Here is an 18,668-nt window from a genome sequence, read left to right as displayed (position 1 = left end):
TTTTCTTTCCTAGTATTCTTTTGCCATGCTCAAAAAGCTCCTTTTCGTCGCGCTTTTGTTGCTCTGCGGAGCGGCAAACGCATCGGCCCAAACCATGCGGCTTGCCACCTACAACATCCGCTACGACAACAAGCAAGATACTACCAACGCCTGGCTCAAGCGCCTCCCCTACCTCACCGACCTGATTAAGTTTCAAGACTTTGATCTATTCGGCACCCAAGAGGTGCTAGCTAACCAGCTTCAGGACATGGCCGGCAAGCTCCCCGGCTACGACCACATCGGGGTGGGGCGCGACGACGGCAAGCAGGCGGGCGAGTACTCGGCTATTTTTTACAAGAAAGACAAGTACAAGCTCCTGAAACAGGGCACCTTCTGGCTCGCGCCTACCACCACGGCTCCGGTGAAGGGCTGGGACGCCGCGCTACCGCGCATCTGCACCTGGGGTCAGTTTCAGGATAAGAAAACGGGCTTCACCTTCTACATGTTTAACACCCACTTCGACCACGTGGGCGTTGAGGCTCGCCGGGAAAGCGCGAAGCTGATTTTGGCCAAAGTGAAAGAAATGGCCGGCACTACGCCCGCCATCCTGAGCGGCGACTTTAACGTGGATCAGCGCAACGAAAGCTACACGTTGCTCAATACCTCGGGCGTGATGAAGGACGCCTTCACGACGGCCAAGGTGGTGTACGCACCCAACGGTACCTTCAACAACTTCAATACGAAGACCAAAACCGACTCCCGCATCGACCACATCTTCCTGACCTCAGCTTTCACGCCGACCCGCTACGGCATCCTCACGGACACCTACGGCGGCGGAAAGACGCCCTCCGACCACTATCCGGTGGCTATTGAGGTACAATACACCGCGAAGAAGTAACCTAGCTTTTTCGCCTGAAAGCACAGCGCCCGGTGAGTTCTACTCGCTGGGCGCTGTCGTTTTTGGGCAGAACTGTACCCTAGCTCAGTTGCTTGGGGAGCGTTACGATGAACGTGCTGCCTTGCCCCTCGCGGCTGCGCACTGTGAGCGTGCCTTGGTGCAGCTCGACGATGTGTTTGCACAGCGAGAGGTCGATGCCTACCGTTGGCTCGCCGCGCAGACCTAGGCGGCGCGCTGGGGTGAAACGCTCGAACACGTGCGGCAGCATGGCTTCCGGTATTCCAATGCCATCGTCGGAAAAGGTGAGCTGCACCAGCACGTCGCGTATCACCTCGAGCCGGATGACTAAGCGCCCGCCATCGGGGGTAAACTTGAACGCGTTGCCGAGCAGGTTGGTCACGACCTGCAAAAATTTGTTCACGTCCATTTCCAGGTACACGGGATAATCGGGCAGCTGTAGGTCGAGCACATGGGCTTTGTAGGCCTCCGGACGCGCATAATCTTCTATGGTCTGTTGCAGCTTGTCGCCAAGCTCTACCCGCTCCAGGTTCAGGGCAACGTTGACCGAGGTCTGCGCTTCTTCGCTGGTGAAGTTGCGCACCAACTCCGCTCCTTCCTGCGATATGGCTTCTATGTGGCGCAAGCCCTCTAGCAGCCGCTCCTGGATGTACGCTTGTTCTGCTTCGGCCTGATGACGCAATCCTTGTGAGAGAACAAGCGCATCCGACAGGTCGAGGGACAGAATTTCCAGCAGCGTGTTCTTGCGGGCGTTGAAGCGGTCGGCGTGGGCTTTGTAGTACTTCTGCACGCTGATATCGCGCAGCACGCCCCCAACGGCGCCGGGGCCGTTGCTATCGGCGAGGTAACTCGGGGTAAGCTCCAGCCACTGGTCGGGTTGCCCTGGCGTTTGCAGGCGAAACTCAATCGGGTTGTGCCATTTGCCTAGCTGCCACTGCGCCCAGCACTCGGCTAGGTAGGCGCGGTCGTCGGGATGCAGGCGCGCCAGCAGTTGCGGCAGCTCCTCATTGGTGCGCGCCCGCGACTGCCCCAGTACCCATTCGTAAGCTGCATTCACGAACACGACGCGGCGGCTAGCTAGGTCGTAAACGAACTGCACAGTCAGGCTCGTCTGGGCTTGTTCCAGCAAAAAGGTGCTAACATCGACCATGACTACTAAAGGCTAGGAATGCTGGGAACGGGTGCTGCCACCGAGCGCCTCGTTTTTCATGATGGATTCGTGCACGGCCTGGGCCCGCCGTCGCGCCTGCTCGGCCTGCACAGCAAGGGAGTGGGCAAGGTCGGGCTGGTCGGCAAAACGTTCGCTGAGGTGCTTCAATAGTTGCTGCGCTTCTTCCAGGCTCTGCATCACTTGGTAGAGCTGGTTTTCCACGCCTTCCGTCACCGAAGCTAGTAAGGCACTTAGGCTGAACGCATGCCCAATGCGGCAGCGAAAGTGCACGAGGTTGTCTTCCACCAGCTGCACCAACGGGCCCTGGCATTCGGGGCAGAAAAACGGCGTTAGCTCGCCCTGCTGAAGAAGTTTCAAATCGATGGTGGAATCGCCGTGCGCAACTCGTACTTCCACGCGAATCCGATCTATCTCCGCCTGCGTGAGGGTGGCTAGGTTGGCGGTGGGCTGCGCTGTCAGACGTATCAGCAACGGCGCTAGCTCCGCTAAGCGCACCGTATAATCGGGCTGCACGTACTCCAGTACGTTGCGGGGCATCGCCGGTGCGTAGGCTTCCTCCGGGTCTTGGATAATGGTGACGCCACCCAGGCGCTGAATGGTCCACAGCCCCGAGGTGCCATCATCGAGGTAGCCGCTCAGCACCACGCCAATCGCGCGCGGCCCGTAGGCGTGGGCCACCGACCGAAACAGCGCATCGATAGACGGCCGAAACCGGTTTTCCTTGGGCCCACGCGTAACTAACACCTTGTTTTGCTCTACGAGCAGGTGGTGGTCGGGTGGGGCCACGTAGATGACACCGTGCTGTACTCCCTCGCCGTGCTCCGGATGTCGGGCTGGCAAGGAGCCGGCCTTGCTCAACAAATCAGGCAGGTAGCTGGTGACGTAGGCCGGAATGTGCTGCACGACGAATAAGGCCGCGGGAAAACCGGGCGGCAGCATTTGCACCAACTCTACCAGCGCGGGTATGCCCCCGGCAGAGGCGCCAACTACAATAATATCAGGGGTAACCACTGTGGGCAGCGATATAAGAGTTGCTACTTGAACCTACCGCCGCATTAGGTACTTCATGCGGCCGAACGCACGGAAAAGGCCGCACAGACATAGCATGGCTTACGCGCCCTATGCCCATTGGTTTGTGCGAATTGGGGAAGATTTGCAAGCCCAAGTCGTGAACCTGAACAGCAAAACCGCCTACAAAAGAGCTAGGCTTAGGCAGTCTAAAAAGTCGGCTGTTTGTGCTTCAATGGCTTTTTGTGCCGTCTCTGCGCTACGGATTACTCCTTCTAGCCGCGGCTTGTTGGTCGCTTAAAATTTAGTTGCATCGGCTGCACTTGGCGAATGGGCCCAGCTATTGTCGGCTTGGGCAGGCAGCACGACCTAGGTTTCAATTGCTTCCCTCACTACTTTGCGGTTAAGGTCTTCCATTTCAGCTGCTTTAATGGGCCTTACAACGCTTTTTTCACTTCACCCCATTTCTTGTTCCATGCCATACCTGTACCCCGTTCTGAGCCGGCGAAGCTGGCTCATCGGACCGCTGCTGTTGCTGCTCACCCTGGTGGGTGGACCGGCAGCGGGCCAGACCACACGCTATTTGCTCCGAGGCCGCGTCACCAACGCCGGCGGCGACCCACTGCCCGGCGCCACCGTGCGCGTCCTCAATACCGTACTGGGCGCCAGCACCAATACCGACGGCCGCTTCGAGCTAACGGCCAGCCTAGCCCCTGGCACCTACCAGCTTGAAGCCAGCTCCATCGGCTCACGCCCCCAGCGTACGACCCTCACGCTGGCTACGGAAACAACCGTAGCTGTACCCGACCTAGCCTTGCGCGAAGACCAAGTCGGCCTAAACGAAGTGGTGGTGACCGGCACTTCGGTAGCCACCAGCAAGCGCCAGCTCGGCAACACCATCGCCACGGTGAGTGGCGACGAGCTGCGCACCACCGTGCCCACCCAGATTGACCAGGCGTTGCAGGGCAAATTTGCCGGCGTGCAGATTACCCAGAACTCGGGCAACCCCGCCGGCGGCATCTCGGTGCGCCTGCGCGGACCTAGCACCGTAGCCGGTTCCTCCGACCCGCTCTACATCATCGACGGCGTGATTGTCAACAACGACTCGCCCCAACTCCTAGACCTAGGTGGCTACGCCCAAAACCGCCTCGTTGATATTAGTCCCAACGATGTGGAGCGCATCGAGGTGATTAAGGGAGCTGCGGCTGCCGCCATCTATGGCTCGCGGGCTTCCAACGGCGTGGTGCAGATTTTCACCAAGCGCGGCCGCGACGGCGCCCCGCAGGTAACCGTATCGTCGCAGTTTCTGACCTCGCGAATCCGGAAGAAGCTGGACTACAACGACTATCCGTTTCGCTTTACCAGCACTGCTAATACCGATCTGACCCAGGAGCCGGTGCAGCGCTACGACTACCAGGACCGCATCTTCCGCACCGCTGTGGGTACCGATAACTATGTGTCGCTAACGGGCGGTACCAGCTCCACCAAGTATTTTGCCTCGGGCAACTACTTCCGCAACCAGGGTATCGTCGACAACACCGACTTCAACCGGGGCGGTGGCCGGGTGCGCATCCAGCAGAACCTAGGTTCGAAGATCAGCCTCAGCGCGGGTGCCAACTACACCTTGAGCCAGAGCCGCGAGGTACCTAACGGCGGTATCAACGAAGCTTATGGTGCCCTGACGGGTTTCATTTTCTCCAACAACTTCATTGACCCTAGCCCCAATCCTGCCAGCGGAGTTTACCCGAGTACGGCGCTGAACATCACCCGCACCAACCCACTGGAAGCCATCAACCGCTTCAACTTCCGCCAGCGCACCTCGCGCTTTATCGGCGATGCGCAGGTTAACATCACCCCTTTCGCGGGCTTCACGATTGACTATGTATTGGGGTATGATGCTAGCACGCAGCTGGCTACCGGCTACATCCCCAATCCTAGCACCGCCCCAACCTACAGCACCGGCCTAGCCCGGCGCGCCGACCAAACGTCGCTGCTAACAAACAACGACTTGACCCTCAGCTACCGACGCGACTTCACACCGTGGCTAACGAGCACAACCACAGTGGGCGGTACGCTTCAGTTTCAGCGCAACTTCTCGACTTCGTTGCAGAGCACCGTGCTAGCGCCCATCATCCAAACTACCTCCAATGGCATTGCTGTGTCGGGAGAATTCCGCTCGGAGCGTACAATCCGTGGGGCTTTCGCTCAGCAAACCTTTGGACTCGGCAACCGCCTGTTCCTGACGGGTGCCATTCGCGTAGATGCGGCTTCGGTGTATGGTATCGATGTTCGGACGCAGTACTACCCGAAGGTGAGCGGCGCCTACGTGCTGTCGGAAGAAAGCTTCTGGAAAGAAAGCAGCCTAGGTACGCTGTTGCCGCAACTCAAGCTACGCGCCTCATACGGACAAGCAGGCAACCTCACCGCAATTGGCCCCTACGACCGATTCACCAACTACAACCCGGTGGTAGCGGGCTCCCTGCCAGGCCTGCTCAACTCGACGCTGCTGGGCAACACCGCCCTGAAGCCTGAGCGGCAAGCTGAGTTTGAGGTCGGCACCGACCTTAGCTTATTTGGCGACCGGGTGGGCATTGAGTTTTCGTACTACAACAAGCGCGTACGCGACCTGCTCCTGGCCCGTGACCTGAATCTGAGCAGCGGCTACCTCAACCGCTTCGATAACATTGGCAACATGCGCAACCAGGGCATTGAGTTGCTGGTACGCGGCACCGCCGTGAAGACGAAAGCCGTGACATGGACCGTCACTGGCACCTTCACGCACAACAAGAACCGCATCACGGACATCCCGAACGGCTTGGTTACGTTCCCCAACGGTTTCGGCCTGGTAGCTGGGGTGGAAGGCAAACCACTCGGCACCTACTACGGTGGCTACTCGGCGCGTAACCCTGATGGTTCGCTGCTGCTTACACCGGCGGGCTTACCCCAGCGCGAGCGAGGTGTTCAGGGTACTTTTGGACAGGCCAATACGCCTCAGCGCGGCAACGATGGTCAGCCCTCCGGCACACTGCTCAACGGGGTAATCGGTGACCCAAATCCTCGCTATATCGCTTCGCTCATCAACGAAGTGAGTTTGCTCGACAACCGTCTCTCCTTCCGCCTGCAATTCGACACCCAGCAGGATTTTGACGTGTTCAACTTCACTAACCGCGTGGGTAGCCGCGACTTGTACGGCGGCCTAGCTGGCTACGAGCCTGAGCTGCGCGGCGAGGTACCGAAGGGCACCAGCGCCGCCATTTACAATACCTTCGACCGCTGGATCGAAGATGGCTCTTTCGTGAAACTGCGCGAAGCATCTATCAGTTACCTCATCAAGCCCAAGGTGCTCGGGCTGCGCGATTTGCGCTTGTCGGTAGCGGGCCGCAACCTCTTAGTATTCACGAATTATAGTGGCTACGACCCTGAGGTGAATGCTGCCGGGCAGAGCAATGCCGTACGGGGTTTTGACTTCGTGGAAGTACCGATTCCACGCTCCGTGTCAGTAGGCTTTAATGCCACTTTCTAGCCAAGTACGCACCATACTTGGTTTTCTCAAACGTTAACTTCCTGTTGATATGAAGCTTATTTCTACCCGGCCGCGTGCTTTCGCCGCGCGCCTGCTGCTTGGTGCCGGGCTTTTGTTTGCCAGTGCCTGTAGCCTCGACTTACCGAACCCCAACGCCAGCGACGAAGACCGCACCCTAAATACCCGCGAGGGTTTGTATGCTCTTAGTATCGGTCTGCGTCAGGTATACTCCACGTCGGCACTAGAGCCAATCATCCTCACGACTGGCACCACCGCCCGCGAGTTAAAAGGCGTAACCACCTTTACCAACATCACCGAAATAGAACAAGGCGGTACGCTGCTGCCCCCCAACAACGGCAACGTGACCGCGCTGTATGCCCGTTGCTACCGCGTGATCCTTGTGGCCGACCAGATTCTGAATGCAGCTCCTGCTACCCTCTCGGCCGAGGCGCCGGCGCGTAGTGCCGTGCTGGCCCATGCGTATTTGTTTAAGGCCGCCGCTTTGGCAGGTATTGCGCAAGGCTTCGAGCAAGGGCCCATTACCACTTCTCTCACGGCGCCCCCATTCGTGACCCGTCAAGCATTGCTGACGGAGGCCGTCCGCTTGCTCGACCTAGCTACCCAGGAGCTAGCAGCCAACCCCATTCCGACGGATTTCAGTACGCAGGTGCTCGGTAGTACCTTTAACTTACCAAACACGGTGCAGGCCTACCGCGCCCGCTTCAACCTACGGGCGGGCAACTATGCGGCGGCTCGTACGGCGGCCAACCTGGTGAACCTAACGGCTCGTTCTACCTTTACTTATTCGGCGCAGTCGCCAAACCCTATCTTCCAGAATGTGGTCACGACAACTGCCGTTGTGGGTACCGGCAACTTTCGCTCCCGCGAAAACCTAGGTCTGCCGGCAGCCTTGGTAATTCCTGGCGATAAGCGGTTGGACTTTTATCTCGCAGGACCTACTACCGTGAATAGCACCAACGGCAGCACCGACAACGTACGCTTGTTGGCTGGTTTCTTTACGTCCCAAACTGCGGAAATCCCTACGTACTTGCCGGATGAGATGCGCTTGATTCGGGCTGAAACTTACCTGCGCCAAGCTACCCCCGACCTAGCGGCCGCGCTGGTAGACATTAATGCAGTGCGCACCCAAACCTCAGGTGACCCGTTCTTAGTGCACCCTGGCTTACCTGCCTACTCCGGTCCAGAAACGGTTGATGCGTTGTTATTGGAAGTGTACAAGCAGCGCTGCGCCGAGCTTTACCTCAGCGGGCAACGGCTAGAAGATAGCCGCCGTTTCGGCCGGCCTGCACCGCCCGCCAGCTTGGTTGAGCGCACGCGGAACTTCTACCCCTATCCACAGCAAGAGCGGGTAAATAACACGAACACGCCTGCCGACCCAGCTATCTAATTCAAAGCTAGGTTCAAGCAAAAAGCCCGTGCCAGTTCGTCGGCGCGGGCTTTTTTATGTTACAAGCAAAAGTGGTTTCAGCAGCAAACCTAGCTACCGCCCCAGCCAATCCTTAAAATCCGTCACCCTATCACCGCTCACGAACACCTCGTGGCGGGGCGTGGGGCGCAGCTCTAGCCGGAGCTTGCCGGCGGAGTAAGTGTGAATAGAATCGATGGAACCTAGGCTCACGAGATATTGCCGGCTCACCCGAAAAAACTGCCGGGGGTTGAGCAGTTGGGTGAGCTTATCGAGGCTGTATTCGAGGGGCAGCATGGAGCCTTGCTGCGTGGTCAGGAAAACGACTTTTTCTTCGAGGAAAAAGTAGGCAATGTCGGCCACTTCCACGCTGCGCAGCTTGGGACCGATGCTCACCATGAACCGGTCGCGGTAGGCAGGCTCAGCGGGCTTGGTTACCAGTTGTAACAGGGCCGACAAATCGGGGGCGGCGAAGTGCTGGCGTAGCGCTTTGTACTTCTCGATGGCCGCCGCTAAGTCGTCGTAGTTAACTGGCTTGAGCAGGTAATCAATACTGTTCACCTTGAAGGCCTGGATCATGTACTCGTCGTAGGCTGTGGTGAAGATGACGGGCGTGCTCACCTGCACCTGTTCGAAGATGCGGAAACCTAGGTCGTCTTCCAGGTGAATGTCGAGGAATAGCAGGTCGGGCGCCGGGTGGGTGCGCAGCCACGCCACCGCCTTCGTCACCGACGGCAGCCGGTCGAGCACCTCGATGCTAGGGTCGTACTTGAGCAGTTGACCTTCGAGCCGGCGGGCCGTCAGATTTTCGTCTTCAATGATGAGTACTCTCATGCTAAAAGCGGAATGCGAACCACAAAGGTGTCGTCGGTTTCCTCAATCCGCACGGGGCGTGGCGTAAGGAGGCGGTAGCGATTCAGGATGTTTTGCAGACCTAGCCCCGTCGAGGCCGCCACGGTCGGGCGACGCTGGAGGCTGTTGCGCACCACTAGTTCCTGGTTTTCGCTGCTGATATGCACGATAAGCGGGTGCTCGGCCGACATCTGGTTGTGCTTCACGGCATTCTCCACGAGTAGCTGCAAGGTAAGAGGCGCCACGCGGTAGTGTTGCCGGTCGGTCTCGGGCACTTCCAGCATCACATCGAACTTCTCCTCGAAGCGAATTTTGAGCAAGAACGTGTACGACTTAATAAAATCCAGCTCGGTGCTGAGCGGCACTAAGTCGTTGTCTTTCTGCTCCAAGGTGTAGCGGTACGAGCGGGAAAGCTGATCGATAAACTTCTCCGATAGCTCCGCATCCACGTACACCAGCGACGACAAGATGCTGAGGCTGTTAAACAAGAAGTGCGGGTTCACTTGGTTTTTGAGGGCCGCAAATTGGGCTTGCAGGTTTTCATTTTCCAGCTGCTCGGTGCGCTGGTGAAAGGCGCGCACCCGCAGCAAGGCCCGGCTATTGGCAATTAGGTAAAACGCCGACAGCATCAGCATCAGAAAAAAGCCTTCGTTAGCCCGCCGAAACAGCGATATATGTTCCGGGCTGAACGCCATCTTGGGTGGCCGGTGCTCAACATGCGGCAACGCTCTGCTTATCAGAAACATGACGCTGCTGTAAGCGATAATGAAAGCGGCAGCTAATGCCATCGAAATAACGAGCGTGGTTAGCTGCGCCGGCACTTTCAGCTCCAACAGAAAATCTTCACCAAACCAGCCAAACAGCCGGTGCTGAATCCACTCGACCAAGTTGAGCCACACAAAATAGAACAGCACCGTGACCACAATACCAACGAAGAACATTGGCAGACTGCGCTGAACACCGGTCCAGCTACGGTCCCACTCCGGAAAGTTGACGTAGGTCAGGATGGGGTAATAAATGATGATTAGGCTCAGGGCTAGCTTCCATTTCTGGCGACTGCTCAGGCGGTAGGTATCTGTGGGGAGAGGCATGTAGCTAAATGGTACAGACCTAGCTGTGAGTATGTTTCACTCATAGTCAGAGGCATAAACCCCGAGCTACTGAGCGGCTACAAGCTAGAGCATTTTTGTGGTCTATTCGCGCGGGGCGCCTCACCCCCAGCCCCTCTCCGAAAAGGAGAGGGGAGCCAAACGACTTAGCTGCTAGCTAATGGCTTATAGCTATTAGTTTTTAGAACAAGAGCTAACGGCTACTAGCTAACAGCTCGGTAAAGGCTCCCCCTCTCCTTTTCGGAGAGGGGGTTGGGGGGTGAGGCGCCCTTCCAGAACGCACCTAGCTTCCGCCGCCAGGCTGAGTGGTGCTTTGGTTACCACCGCCTTTCAGGTCGTCGTTGTTTACGGATTTCTTGCGGCGCGGAGCCTCGACGGTCAGCTTGCCGATGCGGTAGCTGAAGTTCACGCGGAAGCTGAGCATGCGCATTTCATTCACGCTGTTCTGAGTGATGAGCGGCGACACAATCTCGTTGCGCATCTTGTAGGTCGGCGTCAGGAAGTTCTCGGCCCCGAAGCCGATGCTGCCTTTCTTGTCCCACAGGTCGCGCTTGATGTTGAGGCTGTAGATGCCGAAACCACTTTGATAACCTTGCAGTTGCACCTGCCGGCCACGGTAGAAGCCGAAGAATTGCAAGCCCCAGTTTTTAGCGAAGGTGTAGTTGCCAAACAAGCGGCCACTCACTACCCAGCCGCGGTTTTTGGCGTTGTAAAGCGGGTCGCTTACGTTGTTATTCAGCACGGCGTAGTAGAGGTCGGGGCCGCCGTTGAGCGTGAGCTTGTTATTAAGGTTTACGTTTGCAAAGGCACTGAGGCCGTAGGCCTTTTCCTGCCCAATGTTGGCGTAAGTCGTCTGGATGGTGTCACCGCCTAGCACGCTGCGTACCGCCTGGATAGAGCCGGTGGTGTTGCGAGCAAAGGCGCTAAAGTTGAGCATCGTGCTCTTCAAGAACGTGCTGTATGACAACTCAACGTTGTTGGTGTACTCGGGACGCAGCAGCGGATTGCCTTGGGTCACACTCAGCGGGTTCGAGGCCTGCAAGTTGGGGTTCAGGAACTGCAACGACGGACGCTGAATGCGGCGGTTGTAGGCCACTTTCACCAAGTTACCGTTCTTGAGTTTACGCGACAGGTTTACGCTCGGCACCAGCACACCGTACGACGGCAGGCTCACGGTTTCGTTCGTCTGGAAGTCGGCATCGATGGTAGTGTGCTCGTAGCGGGTGCCGGCCTTCAGGGTGTAGCTTTTCAGGAAGTTGAGCGTGTACGACACGTAAGCGGCGGCCACGTTCTGGTTGTAAGTAAACACGTTGGAGAGGTTGCTGCTCACCAGCGGCAGGAACTCGCCGTTGTCGCCCTCAGCCGACAGGTACGTATACTCGCTGCGCACCCGGCGCATGATATCCTTGCCACCTAGCTCCAGCAGCTGGCTTTTGCCGATGGGCACCTGGTAGTCGGCCTGCACCGTTACTTCCTGGTTGTAGCTGTCGTTCTCGTTTTTGAGGCGCCGCGCGGTTCCGTTGTCCGAACCTAGGATGTTGTTGGTGAAGTTGTTGGCGGCGTTGGTGCGGCTATACAGCGTGAGAAAGCTGAATTCGTGCTGGGGCTTTTCAAATAGGTGGGTATAAGTGAGATTTACATCCAGGTTGTTCGTTTCGTCGGCCACGCGCACGTTGCGCAAGCTGCTGGAGCGCAGCACGTCATTGGCATAGGTTTGGGTCAGCAGGCCCGATTGGTAGGAGTTGAAGTTGCGCACGCCCACCTGCGCGCCCAACGATAAAGAGTTTTGCTTGTCGATGTCGTAATCCCAGCCAAAGTTGTAGCGCCCAAAGGTGTAACGCGAGCGGGTGTCAGCCTCCTGGGTGGTGAGTAGCTGGCTGCCGTCGAGCGGATTGGTGGTGAGCTGGGTGTTGCTGAAGTGGCCGGGCGTGTTATAGCCCGTGCGGCCGCCGCCACCCAGCGAGAAGCCCATTTTGCCCACCTTGTAACTCGCGTTCAAACCTAGGTCGGAGCCGCGCAAACCGCCGCTCAGACGCATATCCAGCGTCTTGCCCTGTAGGTTATCCTTCTTCGTGATGATGTTGATGATGCCGCCCGAGCCCTCCGCATCGTACTTGGCCGAAGGCGAGGTAATCACCTCCACCGACTTGATCTGGTCGGCGGGAATCTGCTTCAGCGCGTCGGCCAAGTTGCTGGCCGCGATGGTGCTTGGCTTGTTGTTGATGAGTACCTTGATATTGCTGGAGCCGCGCAACGACACGTTGCCGTCGAGGTCGACGCTCAACAGTGGCACGCGCTTGAGCACGTCGGTGGCGTCGCCGCCGCGGGTGGTTTCGTCCTTTTCGGCGTTGTATACGGTGCGGTCCACTTTTTCCTCAATCAAAGCACGTTGGCCTTCCACACGCACTTCCGCAAGCTGGGTGGTGGAGCTGGCAAGCGTGAGCTGACCTAGGTTCACAGCTTCGCCTTTCTCGGTGAATACCAGTCCTACTTTATCCAACTGCTTGTAACCTAGAAAGCTGACCTGCGCGGTGTAGCTGCCTGGGGCAATGCTGCTGAGGGTTAACTTGCCGTCGTCGTCGCACACGGTACCATCCACAGCTTTGCCGGTGGCTACGTTCAGCAGCGCTACCGTGGCAAAGGGCACGGGCTTCTTGGTGGCCGCATCCAGGACCGTACCTGTGAGCTTGCCGCTGCCTTTTGGGGCAGGCGCAGGCGCGCCCGTCGGCGGGGTGAACCCGGCAGGCGGAGCACCGCCGGGCGTGGGCGCTTGGGCTTTCGTTAAGAGAGGAGTACTAGCCAGAGCTAGGCAGAGGATCGTTTTTTTCATAGGAGGCCGTTACCAGCGCCATACCAAGCGAACTGATAACGGCACGAAACTACCAGCGCAATAGCGGCCCCTAAAACCAATGTTGCCGAATGGCGTTTTTCGGGACCTGAACCTGCAAGAACTGGCGCCGAGCGGTCAAGCACCTAGCTTCTTTGCCTTCCACGGACCTCCTGTAATGCTAGGACAATGTAGAGGCACATACTTGTGTCTCCGTCGTTGCTGATGTTGTTTACCTAGGTTGTTCTAGGGTGTGTCGTTCTAACGCCAGTCGTTCAACGACGAGACACAAGTATGTGTCTCTACACCGGCCCGTCATGTTGATGACGAGGAGCTGAAACCGGTCGAGAAAAGCACTTTTGACACTGGCCGCTTCAAGGGTAAAAAGCGGCTCTCGGTCGAGCGAAGCAGCTATATAGCCGAGTTGGCGTGGATCGCAGCCAAGCTGCTCTTTAGCTTTGGTCAAGTCAGAAAGGAAGTTCACCCTTACTTCATGGTGGTTCTCGTCCTTTCTACCTGCTTGCCTCTACTTACTAACACTCAAACGGTTTTCGTCATGAAAAACAGCCAGCAGCGCCCCAAAGACGAGGAAGAAATGCAGCTTCAATCCGTACTCTCTGCCGATCAGTACGCCAAGTATCAGAGCCAGCAAGCCGCGGGCAAACACAAGTACAATGGTATGTCGGGGCGCCGGCCGCCGCGGCGCTAATGTGGTGCTTTGCTGCCGTCAGCAACGATAAGAAAAGCGGCTTTGATCGGGGAAATCGGCCCCTCGGCCGACTTCCCTCCTTTTGCGCTAGCCTTCCGGATAGCTTGGTGGCATCATCCCTACAACGGGTACTGCATCCGGTTGCTACTCATCCTTCCATCTTTCTTTTATGAAGCTTTTATTTCTGGGCTTGTGCCTCGCTAGCGTACTCGGCAAGCCCACGCATCCTGTTGCCGCTGGTTTCCGGCAAGGTATTGAGCAGGAAACGCCTGGCCGCCGCTCGCCGGGCGGCCCCGGCCCATTGTCGGCCGAGTTGCTGAAGGATCTGAACCTATCGGTCGACCAGCAGGAGCGCGTCGATGCCATCTTCAAGAATCAGCAGCAAGAAATAGAAGACCTGCGCAGCACCACCGGCAACGACCGCGACAAACTGATGAGCGGCATGCGCAAGCTGGAAAGCCAGGTTGATACTCAGTTGAAGGCGACGCTGACCAGCGAGCAGTATGCGAAGTACCAAGCCAAGAAAAAAGACCGCTCGCGGCCACCCAAAGACGGCCAAGGTCCGCCACGAGACAGCCAATAAGCACCTAGCCTGGTTCAAGAAGTTCCGAGCCTAGGTGTTCAGACCGTTGGAAAAGAAAGCCCGGCGGTTTGAGCTACCTAGGTTTATTCGTTCGCTCAAACGACACCAAGCCCAGGTTCAGCCTCAACGTGCTGCATGGTCTCGCCATTTAAGAGCCAGTTCATCAGGCATTCACTAGGCACCCCGATCTTTATTAGGAACCCATAAGCCATTACTGCATGGTTCAACCGATACACTTTTTTTCTCGGTCTTATTGGGTTCCTTATGCTTGCTCAGCAACTCACGTCCTCTGTTCTCTTGTTTGAGAACTCTCTCGGCCACATCACGCAAGAGCCTGACCAACAGCTCATCTGCCTGTGCTGGCACCGCGTGCTACGCGATGTAAGTGGGCTCCAGCCGTTGTTGAGTCAACTCTTGCGGGCCCAGCATCTTACCCATTATCCTAAGCTGCTCCTCGATGAGCACGAGGCAGCGCCTTACTCGGAAGCCGCCAAAAGCTGGATGGTGAACGAATGGCTACCATGTTTACCCAACCTAGCCGGCTTCCAATCCGTGGCTTGTGTGGTTGCCACAGATGTATTTGCCCGGCTCTCCGCCGTGCCGGTCGTTGCACAGGCGCAGCATTTGCATCTGCCCTATCGTTCTTTCCCGACAGAGGCAGAGGCGCGAGCTTGGTTGCAGCTACACTAAAGTGCTACACAGGCGTGCAACCTAGGTACGCCCCTCCGCTATAGCGAGGCTGTTGCATGCGGCGTGCCGGGAACAGGTGAGCAAGTGGTCGTTCACGATACCAGCCGTTTGCAGGATGTTGTAGCACGTCATCGGGCCGGTCATCACGAAGCCGCGCCGTTTCAGGTCCTTGCTCATGGCCTCGCTTTCAGGTGTGGAGAGCGGTACGGGGTTCTGCTCGCTACGCCGGTTGTCAACCGTTTTGCCACCCACATACTCGTAGAAAAACGGCAACAGGCCCGCTTCGCCCCCTAGCTCCTGTTGCAACTTCAGCCACGCCTGAGCGTTTTGCACGGTGCCTTCCAGCTTGCGCCGGTTTCGGATAATGCGCGGATTGAGCATCAGTTCGGCAATATCGTCGTCCCCAAAGCGCGCTATCCGCACCGGGTCGAAGCTGGCCAGCAGCTCTCGGAATGCCTCGCGCCGCTTGAGCACCACCGGAAAGTCGAAGCCTAGCTGAAAGGTGTGCAACACTAAGTATTCAAACAAGATGCTAGCTTCTGCCACCGGCTCGCCCCATTCATGGTCGTGAAAGTCGCGTAGCAACTCGCTGCGCTCGGCCCAAGGGCAACGCTGAGAGGTTTGAGAACTTGAAGCGAGCATTTTAATAGATAGTAGGATCGCCGTTTTCCGGTCCGACGCCTAGGGCGTCGGACCAGTTGTTAAGAAGTTTCGTGCTGCCGTTGCAACTCTGACAGGGCTTTAAGCCCCTGTCAGGGTTTTGGAAGTACGTGCACTCAGCTTCTACGGACGCCCACAACCGAAAGCCGGCCGGACGCCTAGGGCCTCCGACCGGGCACACATGCTAAGCTTCGTTTTTAGCCGACGAGCGGACCCTGGAACTTAGGAGCCACGCGCAGCTTCGAGGCTTGCTCGTAGGCGTAAGCCAAGGTGAACAAGCTAGCTTCGCTGTAGGCGGAGCCTACGAAAGACAAGCCCACCGGCAGCCCGTGCGCGAGGCCCATTGGCACCGTGATGTGCGGGTAGCCCGCCATAGCCGCCGGCGACGAAAAGCCCGGTCCTTTCCACGAGTCGCCATTCACCAGATCGATGCAGGGCGAAGGTCCGTTGGTGATGGCCACGATGGCGTCGAGCTTGTCCTTCTGCAGGGTTGAATCTAGGGCACGGCGGGCACCGTTACGCGATTTGCTCACGGCCTCCTTGTACTTGGGGCTAGCGAGACCGTCGAGCTTCTGCGACGATTCCAGCGTTTCCTGCTGAAAGAAGGGCATGGCCTTGGCCTTGTTTTGGGTGTTGAAAGCAATGACGTCTTGCAGGGTTTTTACCGGTGCGCCAGCCGTAGCTAGGTACTTGTTCACCCCATCCTTGAACTCGTAAAGCAGCACGTTGTACTCGGCTTCGCCGAGCGAATCGGTTTGCTTTTCCACGTCAACTTCTACGATGGTCGCGCCTTGCGCTTTCAACAACGCCACGGCCTGCTGAAACAGCGGCACGGCATCCGATTCGCCTTTTAGGTGGCCTTTTTCCACCCCGATGCGTTTGCCTTTCAGACCGTTGGCATCCAAGAACTTGGTGTAGTCGGGCTGCATTTTGCCGGTGCTCTCCTGCGTAACGGCGTCGGCGGGGTCGGCGCCGGCCAGGGCAGCGAGTAGAATGGCGGCGTCGCGCACGGTGCGCGCCATGGGGCCGGCCGTGTCCTGGGTAGCCGAAATCGGGATGATGCCCGAGCGGCTCAGCAGCCCGACCGTCGGCTTCACGCCCACAATGCCCGAACACGACGACGGCGATACCACTGAGCCATCTGTTTCGGTGCCGATAGCCACCGCGCACATGCTCGCCGATACGGCTACGCCCGAGCCCGAGCTAGATCCGCTGGGTGTGCGGTCGGTGATGTAGGCGTTCCTGGTTTGGCCGCCGCGACTGCTCCAGCCGCTGGTGCTGCGCGAGGAGCGAAAGTTAGCCCACTCGCTCAGGTTCGTTTTGCCAAGCAGCACGGCACCCGCTTCGCGTAACTTCTTTACAATGAATGCATCCTGCGCCGCCTTATGGCCAGCCAGCGCCAGCGAGCCCGCCGTGGTCTGCATCTTGTCGCCGCTGTCGATGTTGTCCTTGATGAGCACCGGAATACCGTGCAGCGGCCCGCGCACTTTGCCTGCTTTGCGCTCCCTATCCAGCGCATCGGCAATGCTCAGAGCGTCGGGGTTGACTTCCACCACAGCCCGCAACTTAGGTCCGTTTTGGTCGATGGCCTCAATGCGCTTTAGGTACAGCTCCGTAATGGCGCGCGACGTCAGTTGGCCGCCGCTCATCTTGTTCTGCAAGTCGCCGATAGTAGCCTCGTTAAGCTCAAACGACTCGGTGGTGCTAGCGTCCGTATTGCCGGCGCTGTCCGCCTGCTTAGCCTGCTCCGGCGCCGATGTGCACGCGCTGAAGGAGAAAGTAGATAAAGCAAGGCCGGTGAGGCCGCCATTGCGCAAGAATATTCTTCGGTCCATGCAGCTTTTTTGCTGGTAAGATAGGTGCTCTACCCGGGCGCAGCTAGCTTAGCGATGGGCTTTTTCGCGAGCCAAGCTCTTTTTGCCATCTGTAAGCTTACCAACGTCGGTGGGGCGCTTGTGGCGGGTTGGCGCTACAGGTATTACTTTTACCAAGCGTCAAGTTGTTAACCTAGGCATACCGATTCATCGTGCTCAACGTTATGCAAGCGTTGAACCTAGCTAGCTTCGATCTTTGTCTGAAAAGCGGAGGCATTATCTGCTGTCTGCTTGTTCGGCAAGCCTGTACCCGTCAAGTTATTATAGTCTCTAAATGCCTATCTCGCGTTTCTTCCGCTCTTATTCTACCCTATCGCTCCTGGGGAGCACGCTCCTGCTGGCGACCGGCTGCACCGACGACACCGACGACTTGTCGTTGAAGCATCAAGAAACTATTACCGTTACTCAAAAGGAACAGGCTCTTTATCCGGAAGGCGTTCAATTCGATGCGCAGAATAATTGCTTCGTGGTTGGTTCCCAGACGTTTGGCACCATTGGCCGGGTATCCGACTACAACACTTACCAAGCCTTTATCAACGACACCAGCCTAATATCCAGCGTCGGCGTGAACGTTGACCGGGCCAGCGGCCGCCTGCTAGTCGCCGTTGGCGATCTTGGCTACAACACAACGCGCTCTACGGCGCGCACCTTGCGAAAAACAGCCCGCGTAGTTATTTTCGATAATAACACTGGCGCCCGCCTCAGATACCTTGCGCTAGACAGCCTTTTTCAGCGATTCCAACCACACTACGCCAACGACATAGCGCTGGATGGCGCAGGCACTGCGTATGTAACCGACAGCTTCTCGCCCGTTATCTACAGAATAAACTCCCAGAATGCCGCTTCCATTTTCAAGCAGGATGCGCTCTTAGCTCCGTCCGGACCGGGAGTAATTGGACTTAACGGCATCGCTTATAACACCAAAGGCTTTGTAGTAACGGTTAAGTCGGACACGGGTACGCTGCTAAAAATCCCAGTTAATGGCAATGGCACTGGCGGCACCATTACCAAGATTACCACCGACCAAGACCTGACTGGCGGCGACGGCATGCAATTCCAGGGCGACTCGACCCTGCTAGTAGTGCTGAATAAGCAGAACAAAATCGTGCGGCTCCACAGCACCGATAACTGGCTCACGGCAACTACCACGGGCACCTTCACCACTCCCGACGTGTACCCGACTACCCTAGCCCGGCGCACGGCCCAGGAGCCGTACGTGCTCTACTCGCACCTGAATGCGTTGCAAAATAACCAGCAGCCACCAGTCCGTGAGTTTACAATTCAGAAAGTACGGTTCTAAGCGAAGCCAACTGACTAGTAGTGCGGAGCAGGTTTTCGCGC

Annotated in this window: 14 protein-coding genes; 7 read left to right on the top strand and 7 right to left on the bottom strand. The window is 57.5% G+C overall.

What is annotated here, in order from left to right:
- Positions 1 to 25 precede the first annotated feature (25 nt).
- The gene (locus SD425_RS07825; RefSeq protein WP_324677156.1) at positions 26 to 877 is read left to right on the top strand and encodes an endonuclease/exonuclease/phosphatase family protein; all 852 of its coding nucleotides are present in this window, start codon (positions 26 to 28) and stop codon (positions 875 to 877) included.
- Positions 878 to 956: 79 nt separating this feature from the next.
- Here SD425_RS07825 and SD425_RS07820 read toward each other — a convergent pair whose 3' ends face one another.
- Positions 957 to 2,045 carry an ATP-binding protein gene (locus SD425_RS07820; RefSeq protein WP_324677154.1) on the bottom strand — a complete coding sequence of 363 codons (1,089 nt, stop codon included), beginning with the start codon at positions 2,043 to 2,045 and terminating at the stop codon, positions 957 to 959.
- A 12-nt stretch (positions 2,046 to 2,057) separates the two neighbouring features.
- Positions 2,058 to 3,077 (bottom strand): chemotaxis protein CheB, encoded by a 1,020-nt coding sequence (locus SD425_RS07815; protein WP_324677152.1) that lies wholly within the window; start codon positions 3,075 to 3,077, stop codon positions 2,058 to 2,060.
- 472 nt (positions 3,078 to 3,549) lie between these two features.
- Here SD425_RS07815 and SD425_RS07810 point away from each other — a divergent pair, with 472 nt between their 5' ends.
- Together SD425_RS07810 and SD425_RS07805 are read left to right on the top strand one after the other, a co-directional pair.
- Entirely contained in the window at positions 3,550 to 6,597 is a 3,048-nt protein-coding gene (locus SD425_RS07810; protein ID WP_324677150.1) for a SusC/RagA family TonB-linked outer membrane protein, read from the top strand.
- Positions 6,598 to 6,646: 49 nt separating this feature from the next.
- The gene (locus tag SD425_RS07805; protein WP_324677148.1) at positions 6,647 to 8,005 is read left to right on the top strand and encodes a hypothetical protein; all 1,359 of its coding nucleotides are present in this window, start codon (positions 6,647 to 6,649) and stop codon (positions 8,003 to 8,005) included.
- 93 nt (positions 8,006 to 8,098) lie between these two features.
- Here SD425_RS07805 and SD425_RS07800 read toward each other — a convergent pair whose 3' ends face one another.
- The 3 genes from SD425_RS07800 to SD425_RS07790 form a co-directional block, all read right to left on the bottom strand.
- On the bottom strand, positions 8,099 to 8,857 hold the full coding sequence (locus SD425_RS07800; RefSeq protein ID WP_324677146.1) for a LytTR family DNA-binding domain-containing protein: 759 nt from the start codon (positions 8,855 to 8,857) through the stop codon (positions 8,099 to 8,101).
- Positions 8,854 to 9,966, bottom strand: coding sequence for a sensor histidine kinase (locus SD425_RS07795; RefSeq protein WP_324677144.1), 1,113 nt, complete (start codon positions 9,964 to 9,966; stop codon positions 8,854 to 8,856). Before SD425_RS07795 ends, SD425_RS07800 begins: the two co-directional genes overlap by 4 nt.
- A gap of 301 nt (positions 9,967 to 10,267) precedes the next feature.
- Positions 10,268 to 12,814, bottom strand: a complete 2,547-nt coding sequence (locus SD425_RS07790; protein WP_324677141.1) for an outer membrane beta-barrel family protein — start codon at positions 12,812 to 12,814, stop codon at positions 10,268 to 10,270.
- 553 nt (positions 12,815 to 13,367) lie between these two features.
- Between SD425_RS07790 and SD425_RS07785 the strand changes: the two genes are divergently transcribed.
- From SD425_RS07785 to SD425_RS07775, 3 genes are all read left to right on the top strand, one after another.
- The gene (locus SD425_RS07785) at positions 13,368 to 13,520 is read left to right on the top strand and encodes a hypothetical protein (protein WP_324677139.1); all 153 of its coding nucleotides are present in this window, start codon (positions 13,368 to 13,370) and stop codon (positions 13,518 to 13,520) included.
- Positions 13,521 to 13,689: 169 nt separating this feature from the next.
- Positions 13,690 to 14,103, top strand: coding sequence for a hypothetical protein (locus SD425_RS07780; RefSeq protein WP_324677137.1), 414 nt, complete (start codon positions 13,690 to 13,692; stop codon positions 14,101 to 14,103).
- Positions 14,104 to 14,367: 264 nt separating this feature from the next.
- Positions 14,368 to 14,793, top strand: a complete 426-nt coding sequence (locus SD425_RS07775; RefSeq protein ID WP_324677135.1) for a hypothetical protein — start codon at positions 14,368 to 14,370, stop codon at positions 14,791 to 14,793.
- A 21-nt stretch (positions 14,794 to 14,814) separates the two neighbouring features.
- Here SD425_RS07775 and SD425_RS07770 read toward each other — a convergent pair whose 3' ends face one another.
- Together SD425_RS07770 and SD425_RS07765 are read right to left on the bottom strand one after the other, a co-directional pair.
- Positions 14,815 to 15,435, bottom strand: coding sequence for a DNA-3-methyladenine glycosylase I (locus tag SD425_RS07770; protein ID WP_324677132.1), 621 nt, complete (start codon positions 15,433 to 15,435; stop codon positions 14,815 to 14,817).
- 215 nt (positions 15,436 to 15,650) lie between these two features.
- Positions 15,651 to 17,288 carry an amidase gene (locus SD425_RS07765; RefSeq protein ID WP_324677130.1) on the bottom strand — a complete coding sequence of 546 codons (1,638 nt, stop codon included), beginning with the start codon at positions 17,286 to 17,288 and terminating at the stop codon, positions 15,651 to 15,653.
- Between the two features lie 313 nt (positions 17,289 to 17,601).
- Here SD425_RS07765 and SD425_RS07760 point away from each other — a divergent pair, with 313 nt between their 5' ends.
- Positions 17,602 to 18,627, top strand: a complete 1,026-nt coding sequence (locus SD425_RS07760; RefSeq protein ID WP_324677128.1) for a hypothetical protein — start codon at positions 17,602 to 17,604, stop codon at positions 18,625 to 18,627.
- Positions 18,628 to 18,668: the final 41 nt, after the last annotated feature.

Source organism: Hymenobacter sp. GOD-10R (genome assembly GCF_035609205.1).
Classification (GTDB): Bacteria; Bacteroidota; Bacteroidia; order Cytophagales; family Hymenobacteraceae; genus Hymenobacter.
The sequence above is the reverse complement of the archived record's forward strand: the minus strand, read 5'-3'. Positions and strand labels throughout refer to the sequence as shown.

What these genes read in the sequence shown, in the direction of transcription:
- SD425_RS07825 (WP_324677156.1), top strand. Translation starts at nt 26, where the DNA reads ATGCTCAAAAAGCTCCTTTTCGTCGCGCTTTTGTTGCTCTGCGGAGCG.
- SD425_RS07820 (WP_324677154.1), bottom strand. Translation starts at nt 2,045, where the DNA reads ATGGTCGATGTTAGCACCTTTTTGCTGGAACAAGCCCAGACGAGCCTG.
- SD425_RS07810 (WP_324677150.1), top strand. Translation starts at nt 3,550, where the DNA reads ATGCCATACCTGTACCCCGTTCTGAGCCGGCGAAGCTGGCTCATCGGA.
- SD425_RS07805 (WP_324677148.1), top strand. Translation starts at nt 6,647, where the DNA reads ATGAAGCTTATTTCTACCCGGCCGCGTGCTTTCGCCGCGCGCCTGCTG.
- SD425_RS07800 (WP_324677146.1), bottom strand. Translation starts at nt 8,857, where the DNA reads ATGAGAGTACTCATCATTGAAGACGAAAATCTGACGGCCCGCCGGCTC.
- SD425_RS07795 (WP_324677144.1), bottom strand. Translation starts at nt 9,966, where the DNA reads ATGCCTCTCCCCACAGATACCTACCGCCTGAGCAGTCGCCAGAAATGG.
- SD425_RS07790 (WP_324677141.1), bottom strand. Translation starts at nt 12,814, where the DNA reads ATGAAAAAAACGATCCTCTGCCTAGCTCTGGCTAGTACTCCTCTCTTA.
- SD425_RS07785 (WP_324677139.1), top strand. Translation starts at nt 13,368, where the DNA reads ATGAAAAACAGCCAGCAGCGCCCCAAAGACGAGGAAGAAATGCAGCTT.
- SD425_RS07780 (WP_324677137.1), top strand. Translation starts at nt 13,690, where the DNA reads ATGAAGCTTTTATTTCTGGGCTTGTGCCTCGCTAGCGTACTCGGCAAG.
- SD425_RS07775 (WP_324677135.1), top strand. Translation starts at nt 14,368, where the DNA reads ATGCTTGCTCAGCAACTCACGTCCTCTGTTCTCTTGTTTGAGAACTCT.
- SD425_RS07770 (WP_324677132.1), bottom strand. Translation starts at nt 15,435, where the DNA reads ATGCTCGCTTCAAGTTCTCAAACCTCTCAGCGTTGCCCTTGGGCCGAG.
- SD425_RS07765 (WP_324677130.1), bottom strand. Translation starts at nt 17,288, where the DNA reads ATGGACCGAAGAATATTCTTGCGCAATGGCGGCCTCACCGGCCTTGCT.
- SD425_RS07760 (WP_324677128.1), top strand. Translation starts at nt 17,602, where the DNA reads ATGCCTATCTCGCGTTTCTTCCGCTCTTATTCTACCCTATCGCTCCTG.